Raw genomic sequence first — 18,057 nt, forward strand, 5'->3', positions numbered from 1 at the left:
GTAAGAAGAAAACACATAGGGGGATTAGAAATGAGTGTTCTTGAAGTAAAAGGATTAACGAAGGTGTACCAATCAAAAGGTTCAGTAGCGACGACTGCTTTAAACGATATAAATTTTAAAATAGAAGAAGGCGAATTTGTAGGGATTATGGGTCCTTCGGGAAGCGGGAAAACAACGCTTTTAAATTTATTGGCGACAATTGATAAGCAAACTTCAGGTCATGTGCTTGTAAATGGGGAAGAAATTAATCAAATGCGTGCTGCAAAATTAGCGGAGTTTCGCCGTACACATTTAGGGTTCATCTTCCAAGATTTTAACTTACTTGATACGTTATCTATTAAAGAAAACATTATTTTACCACTTGTAATGGCGAAGAAATCTGTAAATGAAATCGATGCGAAAGTACTGGAAATTGCGAAGTTTTTAAACATCGAAGAAATTTTAAATAAAAAAGTATACGAAGTATCAGGCGGACAACAGCAACGTGCAGCAGCTGCGAGAGCGATTATTCATGAGCCTACGTTAATTTTAGCAGATGAGCCGACTGGAAACTTAGATTCGAAGTCAGCAAAATCATTAATGAGCGCGTTGCAAGACTTACATGAACAAAAGAAAGTGACAATTGCAATGGTAACGCATGATCCAGTAGCAGCGAGTTATTGCGAACGTATTCTATTCATTCGCGACGGAGAAATTTTCTCAGAAATACATAAAGGAAGAACGAAACAAGCCTTTTTCCAAGAAATTCTGGACGTACTTGCGATGCTAGGAGGAGAATATCATGAACTTTCGCCAGCTCGCGCTTAATAACGTAAAAGGGAATTGGCGTAACTATAAAGCGTTTCTTATAAGTAGTTGTTTATCGATTGTCGTATTTTTCATGTATGCTTCTTTTATTTATCATCCAGATGTCGTAAGCGGTAATATTAGTATGAGAAAGATGATTACAAAAGGATTAGAATCGATGAATTATATTGTGGTCATCTTCTCGGCACTCTTTATTTTATATGCAAATTCAACGTTTTTACGAGCAAGAAAAAAAGAGTTTGGTCTACTAACATTAATAGGCGGAACGAAATCGCAGCTCGGCCGAATGATTATATTAGAACAACTGATGTTAGGTGGTATTGCAATTGTAGTTGGTATTGGGGTTGGAATGCTTTGTTCAAAATTATTTTTCCAAGCGTTAAGCGTATTATTGAAAATAGATAAGACACTTCCACTCGTTTGGAATAGTAAAGCAGTTCTTATTACAGCTGGTGTATACTTTATTCTATTTTTAATCCTATCATTATTTAGTGTTTGGACAGTAGGACGCTTGCAAATTATTGATTTATTAAGAGAAGCAAGAAAGCAAAAAGTAGAGCCGTTTGCATTTACATGGTTAAGTGTAGTTGGTATAGGATGTATTATTGCTGCATATGTACTTAGCTTCCAAGTAACGTTTCTGAATTTCATCATCCTCTTTTTACCGGTGGTAGGACTGACAATTGGCGGAACGTATTTACTATTTACACAAGGTAGTACAGTTGTATTAAAAGCATTACAAAAAAGAAAGCAATCTTTCTATACGTATCCAAATATGTTTGTTCTTAGCAACCTTATTTATAAAATGAAAGATAATGCTCGTTTTCTATTTGTAATTTCTATTATTACGGCGATTGTATCCTCGGCAGTTGGCACGCTTTACGTATATTTTGAAAATTTGAGTGCGAAAACGGTAGAACTTACACCACATGCTATCTCATATGAGGAAAAGGGGTTAAATACATATAGCCTTATTAATGAAGAAAAGGTACAGGAGCTTGTGAAGAGACACGGGTTTGAAGATGCGCGAAAAGTAACATACATAAAACTACCAGCAACACAGAAAATAACGTTGTTTAATAGTGAACATGAAGTACCGATGACGATTATTTCAGAAAAAGAATATAATGCGGAAGTGCGTAAACAAAAGAGAGAGCAACCTTCAGAAATTCATAATGCAATGGGTAGTGCAACGATGGTTATGGTTGATATGTCAAATGAACTGATGAAGATAGATCGTACGAAACCGTATGAATTTACAATTAACGGACAAAAGCAGTCTGTTCAATTAAATGCCCCAACGCAGTATTCTGTTTTTAATGATAGTGAATATCTCGTTGTAAATGATCAAGATTTTGAGAAATATGCAAAACTCGTACCAGATGAAGAAAAGAGGAAATATTACGGTTATTATATTGAGGATTGGAAAAGTACAGAAGATCTTGTATTAGATTTGAAAAATGAAATTGCACCAGAAAAGCAAGGAGAATTGAGAAATTCAGTGTTTGCGTATAAGGATATAAGAGAAGGTGGAGCAATTACAATGTTCATCGGTTTCTTCGTAGCAGTACTGTTCTTCTTCTTCGCTTGTAGTATGACATACTTTAAATGGTTTAACGATAAAGAACAAGATCGTATTCAATTTAAATCGTTAAAGAGAATCGGTATGACAGATAAAGAAATTCGCAAAATTGCGATTCGACAAATGGGAGTTATCTTCTTTATCCCAATTTTAATCGGTTCCATTCATAGTGGAGTTGCTCTTCATACGTTAGGGAAAATGCTTTATATTGATTTGTGGAAATCAGGTGCGCTTGTAATTGGAGCATACATTTTAGCTTCTGCCATTTACTTTATGATCGCGCAAAGAGGATATTTAAAACACGTAAAAAGCTAGGGGAATCTCTAGCTTTTTGCCTATGTAGTAAGTTACAGGAGGACGATAGATGAACATTCGGCAACTAGCGCTGCAAAATATAAAAGGAAATTGGCGTAATTATAAAGTGTTTTTCTTAAGTAGTTGTTTTGCAATATTTGCTTCTTACGCATATATGTCTGTCATTGTGCATCCATATATGCAAGAGACGATGTGGTATCAAAACGTACGCTGGGGACTTATCATATGTAATGTTATAATCATTTCTTTTTTCGTCATATTTATTTTGTACTCTACTTCTATTTTCATAGAAGCACGTAAGAAAGAATTAGGGTTATATATGTTAATGGGAGCAACGAAGTCTAACGTAATAGGAGTGATTATGACCGAGCAAATTTTAATTGGGGTCTTCGCGAATATTTTCGGTATTGGGCTTGGTATGATATTTTTAAAACTCTTTTTTATGGTATTTAGTATGTTACTGGGGCTTCCGAAAGAACTGCCTGTCATATTTGACGTAAGGGCGATTGGTGTAACATTTATTACATATATAGTCGTTTTTATTCTATTATCTTTTATAAGTGCTTTACGTATATGGAATATAAAAATCATTCGGTTATTGAAAGAATTTCGAACAGATAAAAAAGAGAAGAAAACATCAAAGTGGCTCTGTTTATTCGGTTTTGCTTGTTTAGTGGGCGGGTATGCGTTGGCGCTACAAGTGACGATGGCTACGATAGCGATATACTTTTTCCCTGTGTCTATACTTGTCTTTTTTGGAACGTACTTTTCTTTCGCGCATGGTGCTACCCAAGTGTTAGAAATGATAAAGCGAAATAAAAAGATTATGTATACATATCCGTATTTATTTATAGTGAATCAATTGTCACATCGAATGAAGGAAAATGGTCGCTTTTTCTTTCTGATGTCTATGGCAACGACGTTTGTAGTTACAGCAACAGGTACGGTGTTCTTATATTTTTCTAGCATGCAAGATATGTGGCGAACTGGAGGGATACACTCGTTTTCGTACATAGAAAAAGGTATTTCTACTCATGAAGTCTTTGAAGAAGGTGCGGTTGAAAAATTACTGCATCAATATGAGTATGATGATTTTCAATATATGAGTTTTATTGGAGTGTATGCATCCTTTCAGTCTAATAAGGGAGAAACAACAATAGCACCGCTTATAAAAGAAAGTGAATATAACCAAGAAGCGAGGAAACAAAAACAGAAAACGTATCGTCCTAAAAAAGGTACAGTGACACTCGTTTATTATAATAAATACAATAATTCGAATGTATATAATCAAAAAGAGATTCAATTGCGAGTAATGAATCAACCATATCAATTCGTATTTAACGGTCAGAAAGAAGGTGTTCAATTTAACCATCATCCCTCGTACATTAATGGTCTGTTCTTCGTTATGAATGATGAAGATTTTGACAGTATAGCAAATCAGGTTCCTGATTCTGAAAAAATGATATATAGAGGCTACACATTACCAAATATCGAAAAGACGAAGAAATTAAATGAAGATTTACGGAAACATATGAAACAAGATAATAATGCATTTCGAAGCAATATGGAGTTATATGTAAATATGAAAGAAGGCGGCGATATTACTCTATTTGTAGGCTCATTTATTAGTATATTATTTTTTCTTACTTCATGTAGTATCGTGTATTTTAAATGGTTCCATAATATTGCATCGGACCGAAAGCAGTATGGTGCACTCTCTAAACTTGGAATGACGAAGGAAGAAGTATGGAAAATTTCTCGTTGGCAATTATGTATGCTATTTTTTGCGCCAATTATAGTAGGGAGTATGCATAGTGCAGTTGCGTTATATACGTTTCATAATACGCTTTTTATGGATGGATCATTAAGAAAAGTAGGTTTGTTCATTCTGTTTTATATCGCAGCATGTATCATTTATTTCTTCTTCGCTCAAAGAGAATATAAGAAACATTTAGACTAGCGAAAGCTAGTCTTTTTTTAATATTCGAAATTTGCATAGAAGAATATAAAAAAGTATGGTATAACAGTAAGAAAACGAAAAAGAGGGGAAAAGACGATGATTCGAGTAGGATATTTAGGACCAGAAGCAACATTTACAAATATGGCGGTGAGTCGTTTTTTTCCGGAAGCAGAGCATGTACCGTATCGAACGATTCCAGATTGTATAGATGCAGCTGCAAATGAAAATGTAGACTTCGCAGTTGTACCGTTAGAAAATGCAATAGAAGGTTCAGTGAATATAACGGTTGATTACCTTGTACATGAGCAGCCGCTTTCCATTGTAGGAGAAATTACAGTACCAATTCAGCAGCATTTACTTGTACATCCGCAGTATGCAGAAGTGTGGGATGAAGTATATGCGGTGCATTCTCATCCGCATGCCATTGCACAGTGCCATAAATTTTTAAATGAAGAATTAAAAGGAGTAACTGTTCGAGATATGACATCCACAAGTGCCGCTGCGCAATATGTGAAAGAACATCCTGAAGAGAAAATTGCCGCTATTGCAAATGAAGCAGCTGCAGAAAAATATGGATTAACAATTGTGAGGCGTAGCATTCATACGCATAAAAATAATCACACACGTTTCCTAGTACTCCATAAGAAAAAGAAAGCAGTACTCCCGAATAACGGAGAGAACCGCGGAGAGAAAACGACGCTTATGATAACGTTACCTGCAGATTATGCAGGTGCCCTATATCAAGTGTTATCAGCTTTCGCATGGAGAAAATTAAACTTATCAAAAATCGAATCGCGTCCGATGAAAACAGGTCTTGGAAATTACTTTTTCTTAATCGATGTCGATAAAGCGTATGATGACGTATTATTGCCAGGCGTAACGATGGAACTTGAAGCACTCGGTTTTTCTGTTACTGTGCTGGGGAGTTATTCTTCTTATTGGTTGTAAAGGGAGCTGTTGTTAAACTTGTTTGAAATGAAAAGTTGTTTATCGGTTTGAGGCAGAGTAAGCTATCGATTCTATTGGAGTAAGTGATGTAATTAAGCTAGCAAAATAAAGAAGCCGTCCTAAAAGATATTTTAGGACGGCTTTCTGTTAGGAATAGGTCACTCTTTTGTCGTGTTTTTAGTACGCATCATTACAACTATTATAATAATAGGATTCATCATTGTTCGAATTACTGCAGCAAATACAATTCGTTTGTTGTATTAATAGATTAAGTGTAGATGGAGCTACAGTATCTGAGAAAGTAATACTCAAAACATCTTCTACTAAAAATGTTTTAATATCTCCTGGTGTTAAGGTAAATGTAAGTGGAGAGCGATGGTTTAATCTTGCAATTGTTAATCTAATCGTTGTTGCAAATGCAGGACTGAAACTAAATTTAATAAGTGTCTTATTATGATTTTTAGTGAAGTTTTCAAATACAGTTCGAGGAATTCCAGTTGTTATATCAAGATCTTGAGGGGTATCTTCCGTACCGAAAATAGTATAGTTCTGTATAAAACAGTTAGTTGAATCTGAATTTGAAGAATTACATGGATGATCATTTTTCTTATAATATTTTTTTCCATTTTTTAAGAAGTAATCTGCCATAACTAATCACTCCCTTCATATATAAGGGTTAAAGGTTGTCCATATATAATATGAAATATATTTTTATATGTTTGGACGTGAAGGAAGAGAAAATAAAAATACTCCCATTAGATAAACAGATTTTTATTTTTTATCTGTCTACCTAATGGGGAGCATATCAGAACTCAATACTGTTTACCTGGTGGGATTCTTTATTTTAACTTCACAAGACGCTCTTCTAACTGACCACGCCAAATATCAGCTAGTTCTGGAACAGCAAGAATTTTTTCTATGCCATCTTTATCTTTTCTATTATGAAAATAGATTTCGTTAGAGAACAACACAGAAATATTGCTCGGTTGACGTTCTAGTAATGTAATTTTAGAATCTTTACGTACAGTACCTTCTTGAAGAACACGGCATAGGTAGCCAGTAAATCCAGTTGCTACAATGCGCGGCAAAATGCCAGGAATACCGAGGCGTTTTGAAATAGTGCTACAAGGTACTCTTGCTTGTGTCACTTGAATGATTGCTTCACCTAGTTGATATGTATCTCCGATGCAAACATCACGCTCTAACATATTTGTTACGGTAATGTTTTCGCCAAATGTGGAAGCTGGAAGCGTAGTTTGAAATTCCTCTTCCCATAGTGCGTAATGCTCGTGTGGGTATACACAAACAGCGCGATCAGGACCGCCATGATGTTTTAAATCTGCTACGTCATCGCCGAGGAATCCATCTTTTGAGAGGAAAGCTTCTTCTGTAAGTTCCTTACATATACCAGTAATCATTTCTTTATCTTCGCTATATTTCATTTGTTTCGGTTTGCCAATGCTAAAGTGAACGAGTTTAATTCCCATAAGTGATCTCCTTTACGATTGATTACAATATTATAGCATTAAAAAAAAGCACAGAGAATTATAAAAACTCTGTGCTTTACATTAATAAACGAGAAATCCTGCTTTATCCAGTGCCTTGCAAGCAGCATCTAACTTTTCTTTAGAATCGGCCTCAATTGTATGTAAGTGAATACCATCTGTTAGTTGCGAAAGGTAAGAAGCATTTGTGTTTTCTATTTTTTGTAAATATTGTTCTACATCAAAGCGATTACTTACCATAATAGATGCTGTTAAATCGCCGTATACAGGATGCTCAACTTTTACGTCTTTAATCGTAACACCGTGATCAACAAGCATTGTAAGTTCTTGACGTACTTCTGCTGGTTTGTGCTGGCATACGATTACGCGTTCAAAAGCTTGTTGTTTCTCTTGTGGCTTTAAATATAAATAGCCTTGAGCAGTCGCAATAATTGGTTCGTTTCGTGCTTTAAGTAAGGAAATATCTTGCACGATAACTTGCCTACTTACGTTTGTCTTCTTCGATAGTTCATTCCCAGATAACGGCTCATTTGCAGCGAGAAGCCACTGGAGGATAAGCTGTCGTCTTTCTTCACCTAAAATCTTTTTTTGTTCATTTTGTTTCATTATGATTTAACACCTCTATAAAATTGATTTCCAATTGTGTGTAGTGCATGAATAGTAGTATCAATTTGATCTTTCGTTGTTTGTTGTCCGAAAGAGAAGCGGACATATTGTTTGGCCTCTTCATACGTTTTTCCAATTGCAAGCATGGTTTTCGAAGGTTCTTGTTTACCGACTTGGCAAGCACTTCCGGTGGAAATGGCAATACCATGACGATTACATTCTAGCATAGTATATTGACCTTCTATTCCTTTTATTGTAACCCCAACAATATGTGGTAAACAAGAAGTAGAATGACCTTCTACTTCAATTTCTAGCGGAAGTGTTTGTATTTGCTCTAAAAAGTAGGATCGTAACTCTTTAAAACGTAAACTTTCTTCCCATTGAGTTTTTAATATATTTTCAGCAGCTGTTAAAAAAGATGCGATGCCGGGAACGTTAACTGTACCTGGGCGAAATCCTTTTTCGTGAGAAGTTCCTGGAAATACTTGTTCCCAGCGAGATTGCGGATTTATGTAGCAAGCGCCGACACCTTTTGGTCCGTATATTTTATGTGCTGAAACAGAAAGACTATCAATCCCCATCTCAAAAACATGGATAGGCAGTTTACCAAACGTTTGCACACAATCCGTATGAAATAAAACATTATATTTTTTCAAAATTGCCCCGATTTCTGTAATGTTTTGAACGGTTCCGATTTCAGAGTTTCCATGCTGTATACTTGCTAGCACAGTATCTTCTGTAATAGATGCCTCTAAATCTACTAAACAAATGAGTCCGCTTTTATCAACAGGAATTTCAGTGATCGTATAGCCTTTTGATTTTAGAGATTGAAAATAACTTCGAATGGATGCATGTTCCATAGGTGTCGTAATAATATGCTTCTTATTTCGGGCATTTAGAAGTGATTGGATCGCAAGATAGTTTGATTCTGAGCCACCGCTTGTGAAGAATACTCCTTGTTCTTTTCCACCAATCATTTCCGCGAATGTTTTTCGGCAAACTTGTAATAAAGAAGAAGCCGTTCCTCCAATGTCATGTAAACTTTGTTCATTTCCAAAGTATTGAGAAGCTGCTTTCATATATGTTTGTAACGCTTCCTCGCTCATAGGTGTAGTAGCTGCATAGTCAAGATATATCATCATGTAAGTTCCTCTCTCTAGTAAGAGTTACATTTCTTTTACTTTTTAAATGGTAGTGAAAATAAGAATTATAAAAAAACTCTTGTCATTATTTTAAAACTATGTAAATATAGGTGTCAAGACAGTTGAAAAGTGTAAAGTAGGAGGCAACAATTATGCCAAGTGCAGATGTCTTAATTATTGGAAGTGGCGTTGCGGCACTTCGTGTTGCAAAAGAGATTTGTCACGAAAAGAATGTGATTATTATCACAAAGGAGACGAAACGTAATAATAATACACATTTAGCTCAAGGTGGAATTGCCGCAGCGGTAGCTACATATGACAATCCTAATGATCATTTTGAAGATACGTTAGTAGCAGGGTGTCATTATAATAATGAAGAAGTGGTCCGTTATTTAGTCGAGGAAGGGCCGAAAGAAATTAATAACCTTATTGAAAGAGGAATGAAATTTGATGGAGATGAAACAGGTCCTCATCTTGGAAAAGAAGGAGCGCATCGAAAACGTCGTATTTTACATGCAGGTGGCGATGCAACAGGAAAGAATTTATTAGAGCATCTTATTCAAGAAGTAGCTCCATACGTTACGGTAGTGGAACAGGAAATGGTGCTCGATTTTATTATAGAAAAAGATAAATGTGTTGGGGCTTTAACTCGTAACAATAAAGGAGAACTGAAACGTTACAATGCAGATTATACGGTGTTAGCTTCAGGCGGTATTGGCGGTTTATACGCCTTTACTTCTAATGATGAGACAATTACAGGCGATGGACTTGCAATGGTGTACCGTGCAGGCGGAGAGCTTGTAGATTTAGAGTTTATACAATTTCATCCGACGATGTTATACGCGGGTGGGCGTTGTTCCGGCCTCGTGTCCGAAGCTGTTCGCGGAGAAGGAGCTGTTCTTATAAATGGAAAAGGGCAGCGTTTTATGATGGATATACATTCCGAACAGGATCTAGCGCCTCGTGATGTAGTCGCAAGGGCTATTCATGAACAGCTACTTGCGGGTGAAAAAGTGTACTTAAACATCGAAATGATTCAAAACTTTGAACAACGCTTTCCGACCGTGTCATCGATATGTAAAACAAATGGAGTCGATATAAATAAAAAACTTATTCCAGTCGTGCCCGGTACTCATTTTCACATGGGCGGCGTGAAAACGAACTGTGATGGAGAGACGTCTATTCCGAACCTATACGCAGTCGGTGAAGTAGCTTGTAATGGGGTTCATGGTGCAAATAGATTAGCGAGTAATTCATTATTAGAAGGTCTTGTGTTTGGAAAAAGAATCGGACGACACATTTTATCTAGAGAGACAAAAGAAAAGGTGAGCATGCTAGCCGAAAAGGAAGCGAAGTTTATCGTTCTGAATCATTTACCGACGAAAGAAGAAATACAAAAATGCATGATGAAATATGTTGGGATTGTGCGAACAGAGCAAAGTTTATCTTATGCGAAGAGATGGCTTAGTAAGTACGGTGTTCGAAATATGATATTACAACATGATGTTCTTACGAATGAAGAGATAACACTTATTAATATGTTAACGGTTTGTGAGCTTATAGTTGTGTCAGCTCTGCAAAGAGAAGAAAGTATTGGTGGGCATTACCGGAGTGATTATCCAGATAGAAATGTAGGAAAGAAAGAGATTGTTCGAGTAAAGAGAAAACTACAACTTGTGTGATGAGGGGAAGAGGGGCTTTATGAACACGATAAAAGTGAAAGAAGCATTAAATCGATTTTTTTTAGAAGATATAGGAGAAAGAGATGTAACATCTCAGCTTATTTTTCCAGATAACTTGCTTTCAAAAGGAACGTTTCTTTCGAAGGATACAGGGGTCTTTGCAGGACGTTTAGTAATTGAATCGGGATTTAAATTAATTGATGAGAGAATTGAAGTAGAGCTTCATAAAAAAGATGGGGATCTTGTAGAAAAAGGCGAAATCATTGCAACTGTGCAAGGTCCAATTGCATCGTTATTAACAGCAGAGCGCGTTATATTAAATGTTATCCAGCGTATGAGCGGAATAGCGACGATGACGCGTAAAGCGGTTCTTGCTTTAGATAGCAGCCATACACGTATTTGTGATACGCGAAAAACAATGCCGGGGCTACGTATGTTTGATAAGTATGCAGTCGTGTGCGGAGGAGGATTTAATCACCGTTTCGGTTTATATGATGGTGTCATGATCAAAGACAATCATATTGCCTTTGCGGGTTCTATTACGAAAGCTGTTACATCGCTGAAAGAAAAATTAGGACATATGGTGAAAGTAGAAGTGGAAACAGAAACGGAGGAGCAAGTGAGAGAGGCTGTAGCGGCTGGTGCGGATATTATTATGTTTGATAACCGTACGCCAGATGAGATTAGAGAGTTTTCAAAGATTGTACCAAGTGCCATCGTTACGGAAGCATCAGGAGGCATTACAATTGAAGATTTATCGAAATACGGAAAAACAGGGGTAGATTATATTTCACTTGGAGCGTTAACACATTCAGTGAAAGCACTTGATATTAGTTTCAATATTGAAGGGTAAGGAAAGTCGCTTAGAGGGGGAGAAAGGAATATGAGTATTTTAGAAAAAGTGCAACCAATTGAAACGATGTTACCGGAGCGTTATCACAAGATGTCAAAAGAAGATATGGAAAAGCGTGTTCATGAAATTAAAGAAAAAATGGGAAAAATGTTATTCATTCCAGGACATCATTACCAAAAAGATGAAGTGGTACAATTTTCAGATGCAGCAGGGGATTCACTTCAGCTTGCGCAAGTTGCAGCGAGCAATAAAGACGCAAAGTATATTGTGTTTTGCGGGGTGCACTTTATGGCGGAAACAGCAGATATGTTAACGACAGATGATCAAATCGTTATTTTGCCAGATATGCGTGCAGGATGTTCGATGGCAGATATGGCAGATATTGAACAAACAGAAAGAGCGTGGAAAGAGCTCACGAAATTATTTGGAGATACGATGATTCCGTTAACGTATGTGAACTCTACAGCTGCAATTAAAGCGTTTTGTGGTCGTAACGGAGGAGCAACAGTAACTTCTTCTAATGCAAAGCAAATGGTATCTTGGGCGTTTACTCAAAAAGAACGTCTCGTCTTTTTACCGGATCAACATTTAGGAAGAAATACAGCGTACGACTTAGGTATCCCGTTAGATAAAATGGCAGTATGGGATCCGCATACTGATTCTTTAGAGTACGATGGAGATATAGAAGAAATTCAAGTGATTTTATGGAAAGGTCATTGTTCAGTTCATCAAAACTTTACAGTGAAAAACATAGAGAATGTACGAAAAAATCATCCGGATATGAATATTATTGCACATCCAGAATGTTGCTATGAAGTTGTAGCTGCTTCAGATTATGCAGGGTCAACGAAATATATTATTGATATGATTGAATCAGCGCCATCTGGTAGCAAATGGGCGATTGGTACAGAAATGAATTTAGTGAACCGAATTATTCAGCAACATCCAGATAAAGAAATTGTTTCACTTAATCCATTTATGTGTCCATGTTTAACGATGAACCGAATTGATCTGCCTCACTTATTATGGGCACTTGAAACGATAGAAAGAGGAGAAGAAATTAACGTTATTAGTGTAGATAAACAAGTAACCGCAGAAGCGGTTCTTGCATTAAATCGTATGTTAGAGCGTGTGTAAAGCAACGGTATTCCCGTTGCTTTTTTTCATGCACATAATCATAACGAGAACGAAATGGGCATACATTGTTGTGAAGAAATCATTGCGATTTTTTTATGCTTATTCCACTTCAAATGATATTGAAAATCGAAGAAGTGATGAAAGTGAAAAGAAGTTAACGTTATTTAGAAAGAGTTACTTCATGAGATTTGTTACTTATAGATAAGTTATACAGGAGGGGGAAAATTTGAAAATTCATATCGTGCAAAAAGGGGATACCCTTTGGAAAATTGCGAAAAAGTACGGAGTGGATTTTGATACGCTGAAACAAACAAATACACAACTTAGTAATCCTGATCTAATCATGCCAGGTATGAAAATTAAAGTGCCATCAAAGAGTGTTCATATGAAACAACAGGCTGGAGCAGGCTCAGCGCCTCCAAAGCAATACGTAAAAGAAGTGCAGCAAAAAGAATTTGCAGCAACACCAACTCCGCTTGGAATAGAAGATGAAGAAGAAGTTACGTATCAATCAGCACCAATTACACAGCAGCCAGCTATGCAACAAACACAAAAAGAAGTGCAAGTAAAACCGCAGAAGGAGATGCAAGTAAAGCCGCAAAAAGAAGTACAGGTGAAACCACAGAAGGAGATGCAGGTAAAGCCGCAAAAAGAGGTGCAAAAAGAACAGCCAATTCAAAAAGAAAAACCAGTTGAAAAACCGTCTGTTATTCAAAAACCACCTGTGATAGAAAAACCAAAACCGGCGGAAAAAGAAAGCACGAAGTTTTCGGTAAATGTATTACCGCAGCCGCCACAACCACCAATAAAACCAAAAAAAGAATATAAAATTTCAGATGTAATAAAAAAAGGAAGCGAGTTAATTGCTCCTCAAATTAGTAAAATGAAACCTAACAATATCATTTCTCCGCAAACGAAAAAAAACAATATAGTATCGCCGCAAGTGAAGAAGGAGAATGTAGGGAATATAATATCGCCGCAAGTGAAGAAGGAGAATGTAGGGAATATAATATCGCCGCAAGTGAAGAAGGAGAATGTAGGGAATATAATATCACCGCAAGTGAAGAAAGAAAATGTAGGGAATATAGTGTCACCGCAAGTGAAAAAAGAAAATGTAGGGAATATAGTGTCACCACAAGTGAAGAAAGAGAATGTAGGGAATATAATATCGCCGCAAGTGAAGAAAGAGAATGTAGGGAATATAGTGTCACCACAAGTGAAGAAAGAAAACGTAGGGAATATAGTATCACCAAATGTATCGAAAGAAAATGTAGTTATTCCACAAGTCATACCGCCAAATATTCAAATGCCAAATATAATGCCAATTATGGATAACAACCAACCACCAAATATGATGCCAATTATGGATAATAATCAAATGCCGAATATGATGCCAATTATGGATAATAATCAAATGCCGAATATGATGCCAATTATGGATAATAATCAAATGCCGAATATGATGCCAATTATGGATAATAATCAAATGCCGAATATGATGCCAATTATGGATAATAATCAAATGCCGAATATAATGCCAATTATGGATAACAACCAACCACCGAATATGATGCCAATTATGGATAATAATCAAATGCCGAATATGATGCCAATCATGGATAACAATCAACCACCAAATATGATGCCAATTATGGATAATAATCAAATGCCGAATATGATGCCAATTATGGATAATAATCAAATGCCGAATATGATGCCAATCATGGATAACAATCAAATGCCGAATATGATGCCAATTATGGATAACAATCAACCACCGAATATGATGCCATATCAAATGCCGTATCAACAGCCTATGATGCCGCCGAATCCATATTATCAACAACCAAATCCATATCAAATGCCATATCAGCAAGGGGCGCCGTTTGGACCGCAATATACGTCTATGCCAAACACGAATATGATGCCAATGGATAATAATATGCCGCCGCTTGTGCAGGGTGAGGAAGATTGTGGATGCGGAGGAGAAAGTAGACTATATAGTCCACAACCAGGCGGTCCGCAATATGCGAATCCTTTATATTATCAACCAACTCAATCTGCATATGCACCACAGCCAGGAACGATGTATTATCAACCAGATCCACCAAATGTATTTGGAGAGCCCATTTCAGAAGAAGAGGCCGAAGAAGAAGTTTAAAAAGGCGGGAGTATTTCCGCCTTTTTTGCATGCGTGTTAATTAAGGAAATGAAGGGTTTTTATGAAGTGCTAGAAAATTCCCAGTGAAATATTAACAGTGTAAAAACCCTCTCTGTTACTCATCATAAGAGGGAGCTTTTCAGAAGAGAAGCTCATTCTAACAGAGGGGGTTTTTGTATTGAATACGAAAGTAAAAGTGATTGCTGCTTCTTTGTTAGTTACCAGTGCATTAGCTGCATGTGGTACACCAAAAGATAACAATGCAATGGATGGACGTAACTACAATTACGAGCGTACATCTTATAATGATACACACCAGTATCGTGATAATGTAACGCGTAATGATCGCTATACAGATTATGTAACATATAGAAATGGTCGTAACGATACAGGATATAACAATTATTACCGAGATGTAAATTACAACGGTCAAATTGCTAATCCACATCCAACACGTAATATTACAATGAACAATTCATACATTAACAATGATGGTAAAACAGCAGAAAAAATTACAAATCGTGTGAAACGTATGAATAACGTGGACCGTGTGTCTACAGTTGTATATGGAAACGATGTGGCGATTGCGGTAAAACCGCGTAATACAGTGACAAATGAAACGGCGATGGCGAACGAAATTCGTCAAGCTGTTGTAAATGAAGTTGGAAACAGAAATGTCTATGTTTCTGTAAGAAATGATATGTTTACTCGTGTCGATGCAATGAGCACACGCCTACGTAACGGTACAGTTACAAACGATTTTAATCGTGATATAGGAAATATGTTCCGAGACATTCGTTACGGTTTAACTGGTACTATGCGATAGCAAAACAAAAGAGGAAGGGATAGCCCTTCCTCTTCATTCATCGTTGTCTTGTAAACGACGTTTTTTAATAAAATAACTAACGGAGTAAGAAACTAAAAAGCATATGAGGAAAACACTACCTGTTAGAATAGCTTTAAATAGAGGTCTTTCAGGAATGAAAATGAGATAAATAATAGTAATAATAATTCCAATAAGAAGAGAGCGTAAAACAAGCTTGTAATAAGGGGTTAATTTTATTTCCTTTTCGCCTTCTTCTACATCGATTGAAACACTTAACTGTAAATAAGCAAGTAAAATACTCGTAAGCATAAATAATAGCCATAATGGAGATTTCGTAATTTGATCAATTCCTTCAGTGAATCCGATATAGCCTAAAATCTCAACTACCCCAATGTATTGAAAAAGAAAGGCCATACGTATGTTTTTTAACGTTTGAAGAATGAGACGTTCATCCTTTATTTTTTCACAATATTCATCCCCTACTTATTATGATTTCGCTTTTATATCTATTGTAATATATATTACAATTATCAATTTATAATTTACATAAAATAATTTGGATGAAAGAGGAAATAAGATATTTTTATAAACATGTTGCACTTATACTTTATTAATGTTATATTAACAAAGCGATGAGCTAATTTACGTAAGACGAGAGATATGCTTAAGTGCTAAACACGCGAATGTGGTCGCCTGGTCTCTCGCCGTAAACGCATCAAGACGCCTGCTTTGCAGGCGTCTTTCATTTTATATAAAAGTAAATGATACATGCAGATGAGGTAAATGCCTATCTGCATTTTTTATTTTTTCGAAAGAAATGTAATATGGATAAAACCCCCATTTCCGGAAAAACTACTAATGAAAGTTTGATTTTGCCTAGAAGAGGTGAACGGAAATGAAATGGATACTGATTGCGGTGCAAGCTTTCGTTATGATGTTTTGTTTCGTTTATGAAACGAATGTGAAGGCGGAAGGGCCAGTACCAGAAGTAACGAAAAAAGAACCCGAAGTTACAATTTTATTAGAGCGTATGTATGTTGATGGAGAAGTAAGTGAGGAAATACTTACAGAAAAAGTGGTGGATTTAGAAAAGTTTTTACAGCAGTATAAAGAATGGCAGCTCGTTGATCGTGATGATGTACAAATTGTATTGCAAAAGAAAGTTGATGATATTTCTCCGTTATTAAAAACGAGCGGTTATTTTGGCGTGTCAGAGGAAGGGATATTACAAATTTTCAAAGGTGTACCGAAAAGTGATAATGCGATTCACTCCTTCTTCCAAATTGATATGAAAAAGCTTGAGAGTTATGAGCGTGCGAAATTGAAGCGTGGTATTCGGATTAAATCAAAAGAAGGTTTTGTGAGAACGATTGAAAAAATGAAGCAATACGCAGTGCAAAATAAGAAAAAAAGCAGCTCATGGTGAGCTGCTTTTTCTTACTTATTCTTAGCTAAAATTTCTTTTGCGATTTCATCGATTAGCATATCTTTTCCGATTGGATTGAATGCTTTCGTATTGAAGATTTCGTTTGATACTTCATATACATGATTGTTTTTCACAGCTTTATTGTCTTTCCAAACGGCACTGTTTTTGTAGTCTTCGTAAACTTTATCAGCTTCGCCGCCAAAGTTTACAATAAACATTTGATCAGGTTGGAATGCAACAAGACCTTCTAGCGATACTTGCGCCATTGTTTGTTTTAAATCTGTACCTTTTGTTGCTGGAAGTTTTAAGTCATTAAAGATGATGTCACCGTATCCGAAGCTGCCGTATACGCGGAAGTTTTGTGGTGTAACTGCAACGAACATAAAGTTCTCATCTTTTGTTTTCTCTTTAATTTTTTTAGATAAAGAGTCTGCTTTCTTATCGTAGTCTGCAATCCATTTGTCTGCTTTCTTCTCTTCGCCAAATAGCTTACCTACTTCTTTAAATTTACCACGCCAGTCTTCTAAGTTTGTTTCTAGAACAACTGTAGGTGCAACCTTTTCTAGTTGATCATAAATTTTTAATTGACGGTTGTTTAAAATAATTAAGTCTGGTTTTAAAGCAGTAACAGCTTCTAAATCAACTTTAGGTGCCCAGTACCAACCTACTGCTTTTACTCCATCTAACTTATCTGTTAAGTGATTTTGGATTTTATCTTTATATGTATTTGCTGTACCAACAGGTTTGTGTCCAAGAAGTAATAGTTCTTCTGTTGATCCAGATAAGTCAACAATTCTCTTTGGATTTACTGGAATTGTTGCTTCACCTTTAGCATGTTTTACAACTTTTGTTTTCGGTTGTTCTTTTGCTTTCGATTCTTCTTTTTGAGAAGAGCAGCCAACGATAGAAAGAACAACAAGCATAATAGTAAATAAAATAAATAGCTTACGTTTCATCCTGATGTAACCCCTTTAATTAGTATTGATAATCATTATCGACCTCTGTATATTAAGGTGCTTTAACCTTTCTGTCAATGGAAAATAACAGAAGTTTCAAGTGGAGAACATTTGTTGGGGCAGTCTCGCTTTTCTATCATTAAATATGTTA

The 18,057-nt window shown here is 36.2% G+C and carries 16 protein-coding genes; 10 read left to right on the plus strand and 6 right to left on the minus strand.

Annotated features, from left to right (window positions below; genetic code table 11):
- The first annotated feature begins 30 nt into the window (after nt 1-30).
- The 4 genes from ASE54_RS29720 to pheA all read left to right on the plus strand — a co-directional run bounded on the left by ASE54_RS29720 (nt 31) and on the right by pheA (nt 5,612).
- Nucleotides 31-807 carry an ABC transporter ATP-binding protein gene (locus tag ASE54_RS29720; RefSeq protein ID WP_000114530.1) on the plus strand — a complete coding sequence of 259 codons (777 nt, stop codon included), beginning with the start codon at nt 31-33 and terminating at the stop codon, nt 805-807.
- The gene (locus tag ASE54_RS29725) at nt 782-2,704 is read left to right on the plus strand and encodes an ABC transporter permease (RefSeq protein WP_001011408.1); all 1,923 of its coding nucleotides are present in this window, start codon (nt 782-784) and stop codon (nt 2,702-2,704) included. Before ASE54_RS29720 ends, ASE54_RS29725 begins: the two co-directional genes overlap by 26 nt.
- A 49-nt stretch (nt 2,705-2,753) precedes the next feature.
- Nucleotides 2,754-4,664, plus strand: coding sequence for an ABC transporter permease (locus ASE54_RS29730; RefSeq protein WP_001026364.1), 1,911 nt, complete (start codon nt 2,754-2,756; stop codon nt 4,662-4,664).
- A 96-nt stretch (nt 4,665-4,760) separates the two neighbouring features.
- Nucleotides 4,761-5,612: a prephenate dehydratase gene (gene pheA / locus ASE54_RS29735; RefSeq protein WP_000621701.1), complete on the plus strand. Its 852-nt coding sequence runs from the start codon at nt 4,761-4,763 to the stop codon at nt 5,610-5,612.
- Between the two features lie 177 nt (nt 5,613-5,789).
- Here the strand turns inward: pheA and ASE54_RS29740 are convergent, their stop codons facing one another.
- From ASE54_RS29740 to ASE54_RS29755, 4 genes are all read right to left on the minus strand, one after another.
- Nucleotides 5,790-6,260, minus strand: a complete 471-nt coding sequence (locus tag ASE54_RS29740) for a hypothetical protein (RefSeq protein ID WP_000796367.1) — start codon at nt 6,258-6,260, stop codon at nt 5,790-5,792.
- A 191-nt stretch (nt 6,261-6,451) separates the two neighbouring features.
- The gene (locus ASE54_RS29745; protein ID WP_000511662.1) at nt 6,452-7,099 is read right to left on the minus strand and encodes an MOSC domain-containing protein; all 648 of its coding nucleotides are present in this window, start codon (nt 7,097-7,099) and stop codon (nt 6,452-6,454) included.
- Between the two features lie 81 nt (nt 7,100-7,180).
- Nucleotides 7,181-7,723: a transcription repressor NadR gene (locus ASE54_RS29750; RefSeq protein WP_000812273.1), complete on the minus strand. Its 543-nt coding sequence runs from the start codon at nt 7,721-7,723 to the stop codon at nt 7,181-7,183.
- Entirely contained in the window at nt 7,723-8,865 is a 1,143-nt protein-coding gene (locus ASE54_RS29755) for an IscS subfamily cysteine desulfurase (protein ID WP_000973781.1), read from the minus strand. The genes ASE54_RS29750 and ASE54_RS29755 overlap by 1 nt, the downstream gene beginning before the upstream one ends.
- Nucleotides 8,866-9,017: 152 nt before the next feature.
- Between ASE54_RS29755 and nadB the strand changes: the two genes are divergently transcribed.
- The 5 genes from nadB to ASE54_RS29780 all read left to right on the plus strand — a co-directional run bounded on the left by nadB (nt 9,018) and on the right by ASE54_RS29780 (nt 15,524).
- Entirely contained in the window at nt 9,018-10,547 is a 1,530-nt protein-coding gene (gene nadB / locus ASE54_RS29760) for an L-aspartate oxidase (protein WP_001138541.1), read from the plus strand.
- 19 nt (nt 10,548-10,566) lie between these two features.
- Nucleotides 10,567-11,400, plus strand: a complete 834-nt coding sequence (nadC, locus tag ASE54_RS29765) for a carboxylating nicotinate-nucleotide diphosphorylase (RefSeq protein ID WP_001092241.1) — start codon at nt 10,567-10,569, stop codon at nt 11,398-11,400.
- A gap of 30 nt (nt 11,401-11,430) precedes the next feature.
- A complete protein-coding gene (gene nadA / locus ASE54_RS29770) occupies nt 11,431-12,537 on the plus strand; it encodes a quinolinate synthase NadA (protein WP_000025282.1) in 1,107 nt (368 codons plus the stop codon).
- A 226-nt stretch (nt 12,538-12,763) separates the two neighbouring features.
- Nucleotides 12,764-14,698: a spore coat assembly protein ExsA gene (gene exsA, locus ASE54_RS29775; RefSeq protein WP_057273008.1), complete on the plus strand. Its 1,935-nt coding sequence runs from the start codon at nt 12,764-12,766 to the stop codon at nt 14,696-14,698.
- A 178-nt stretch (nt 14,699-14,876) separates the two neighbouring features.
- Nucleotides 14,877-15,524 (plus strand): YhcN/YlaJ family sporulation lipoprotein, encoded by a 648-nt coding sequence (locus tag ASE54_RS29780; RefSeq protein WP_001093530.1) that lies wholly within the window; start codon nt 14,877-14,879, stop codon nt 15,522-15,524.
- A 33-nt stretch (nt 15,525-15,557) separates the two neighbouring features.
- Here the strand turns inward: ASE54_RS29780 and ASE54_RS29785 are convergent, their stop codons facing one another.
- Complete coding sequence (locus ASE54_RS29785; protein WP_000874881.1) at nt 15,558-15,938, minus strand: hypothetical protein; 381 nt, start codon at nt 15,936-15,938, stop codon at nt 15,558-15,560.
- 481 nt (nt 15,939-16,419) lie between these two features.
- Here ASE54_RS29785 and ASE54_RS29790 point away from each other — a divergent pair, with 481 nt between their 5' ends.
- Complete coding sequence (locus tag ASE54_RS29790; RefSeq protein WP_000871202.1) at nt 16,420-16,950, plus strand: BofC C-terminal domain-containing protein; 531 nt, start codon at nt 16,420-16,422, stop codon at nt 16,948-16,950.
- 11 nt (nt 16,951-16,961) lie between these two features.
- Here ASE54_RS29790 and ASE54_RS29795 read toward each other — a convergent pair whose 3' ends face one another.
- The gene (locus ASE54_RS29795) at nt 16,962-17,906 is read right to left on the minus strand and encodes an iron-hydroxamate ABC transporter substrate-binding protein (protein WP_000823610.1); all 945 of its coding nucleotides are present in this window, start codon (nt 17,904-17,906) and stop codon (nt 16,962-16,964) included.
- Between the last annotated feature and the right edge of the window lie 151 nt (nt 17,907-18,057).

Source organism: Bacillus sp. Root131, assembly GCF_001429475.1.
Lineage (GTDB): Bacteria > Bacillota > Bacilli > Bacillales > Bacillaceae_G > Bacillus_A > Bacillus_A thuringiensis_S.

Excerpts from the sequence above, each read along its gene's own strand:
- ASE54_RS29720 (WP_000114530.1), top strand. The coding sequence starts at position 31 with ATGAGTGTTCTTGAAGTAAAAGGATTAACGAAGGTGTACCAATCAAAA.
- ASE54_RS29725 (WP_001011408.1), top strand. The coding sequence starts at position 782 with ATGAACTTTCGCCAGCTCGCGCTTAATAACGTAAAAGGGAATTGGCGT.
- ASE54_RS29730 (WP_001026364.1), top strand. The coding sequence starts at position 2,754 with ATGAACATTCGGCAACTAGCGCTGCAAAATATAAAAGGAAATTGGCGT.
- pheA (WP_000621701.1), top strand. The coding sequence starts at position 4,761 with ATGATTCGAGTAGGATATTTAGGACCAGAAGCAACATTTACAAATATG.
- ASE54_RS29740 (WP_000796367.1), bottom strand. The coding sequence starts at position 6,260 with ATGGCAGATTACTTCTTAAAAAATGGAAAAAAATATTATAAGAAAAAT.
- ASE54_RS29745 (WP_000511662.1), bottom strand. The coding sequence starts at position 7,099 with ATGGGAATTAAACTCGTTCACTTTAGCATTGGCAAACCGAAACAAATG.
- ASE54_RS29750 (WP_000812273.1), bottom strand. The coding sequence starts at position 7,723 with ATGAAACAAAATGAACAAAAAAAGATTTTAGGTGAAGAAAGACGACAG.
- ASE54_RS29755 (WP_000973781.1), bottom strand. The coding sequence starts at position 8,865 with ATGATGATATATCTTGACTATGCAGCTACTACACCTATGAGCGAGGAA.
- nadB (WP_001138541.1), top strand. The coding sequence starts at position 9,018 with ATGCCAAGTGCAGATGTCTTAATTATTGGAAGTGGCGTTGCGGCACTT.
- nadC (WP_001092241.1), top strand. The coding sequence starts at position 10,567 with ATGAACACGATAAAAGTGAAAGAAGCATTAAATCGATTTTTTTTAGAA.
- nadA (WP_000025282.1), top strand. The coding sequence starts at position 11,431 with ATGAGTATTTTAGAAAAAGTGCAACCAATTGAAACGATGTTACCGGAG.
- ASE54_RS29785 (WP_000874881.1), bottom strand. The coding sequence starts at position 15,938 with ATGGCCTTTCTTTTTCAATACATTGGGGTAGTTGAGATTTTAGGCTAT.
- ASE54_RS29790 (WP_000871202.1), top strand. The coding sequence starts at position 16,420 with ATGAAATGGATACTGATTGCGGTGCAAGCTTTCGTTATGATGTTTTGT.
- ASE54_RS29795 (WP_000823610.1), bottom strand. The coding sequence starts at position 17,906 with ATGAAACGTAAGCTATTTATTTTATTTACTATTATGCTTGTTGTTCTT.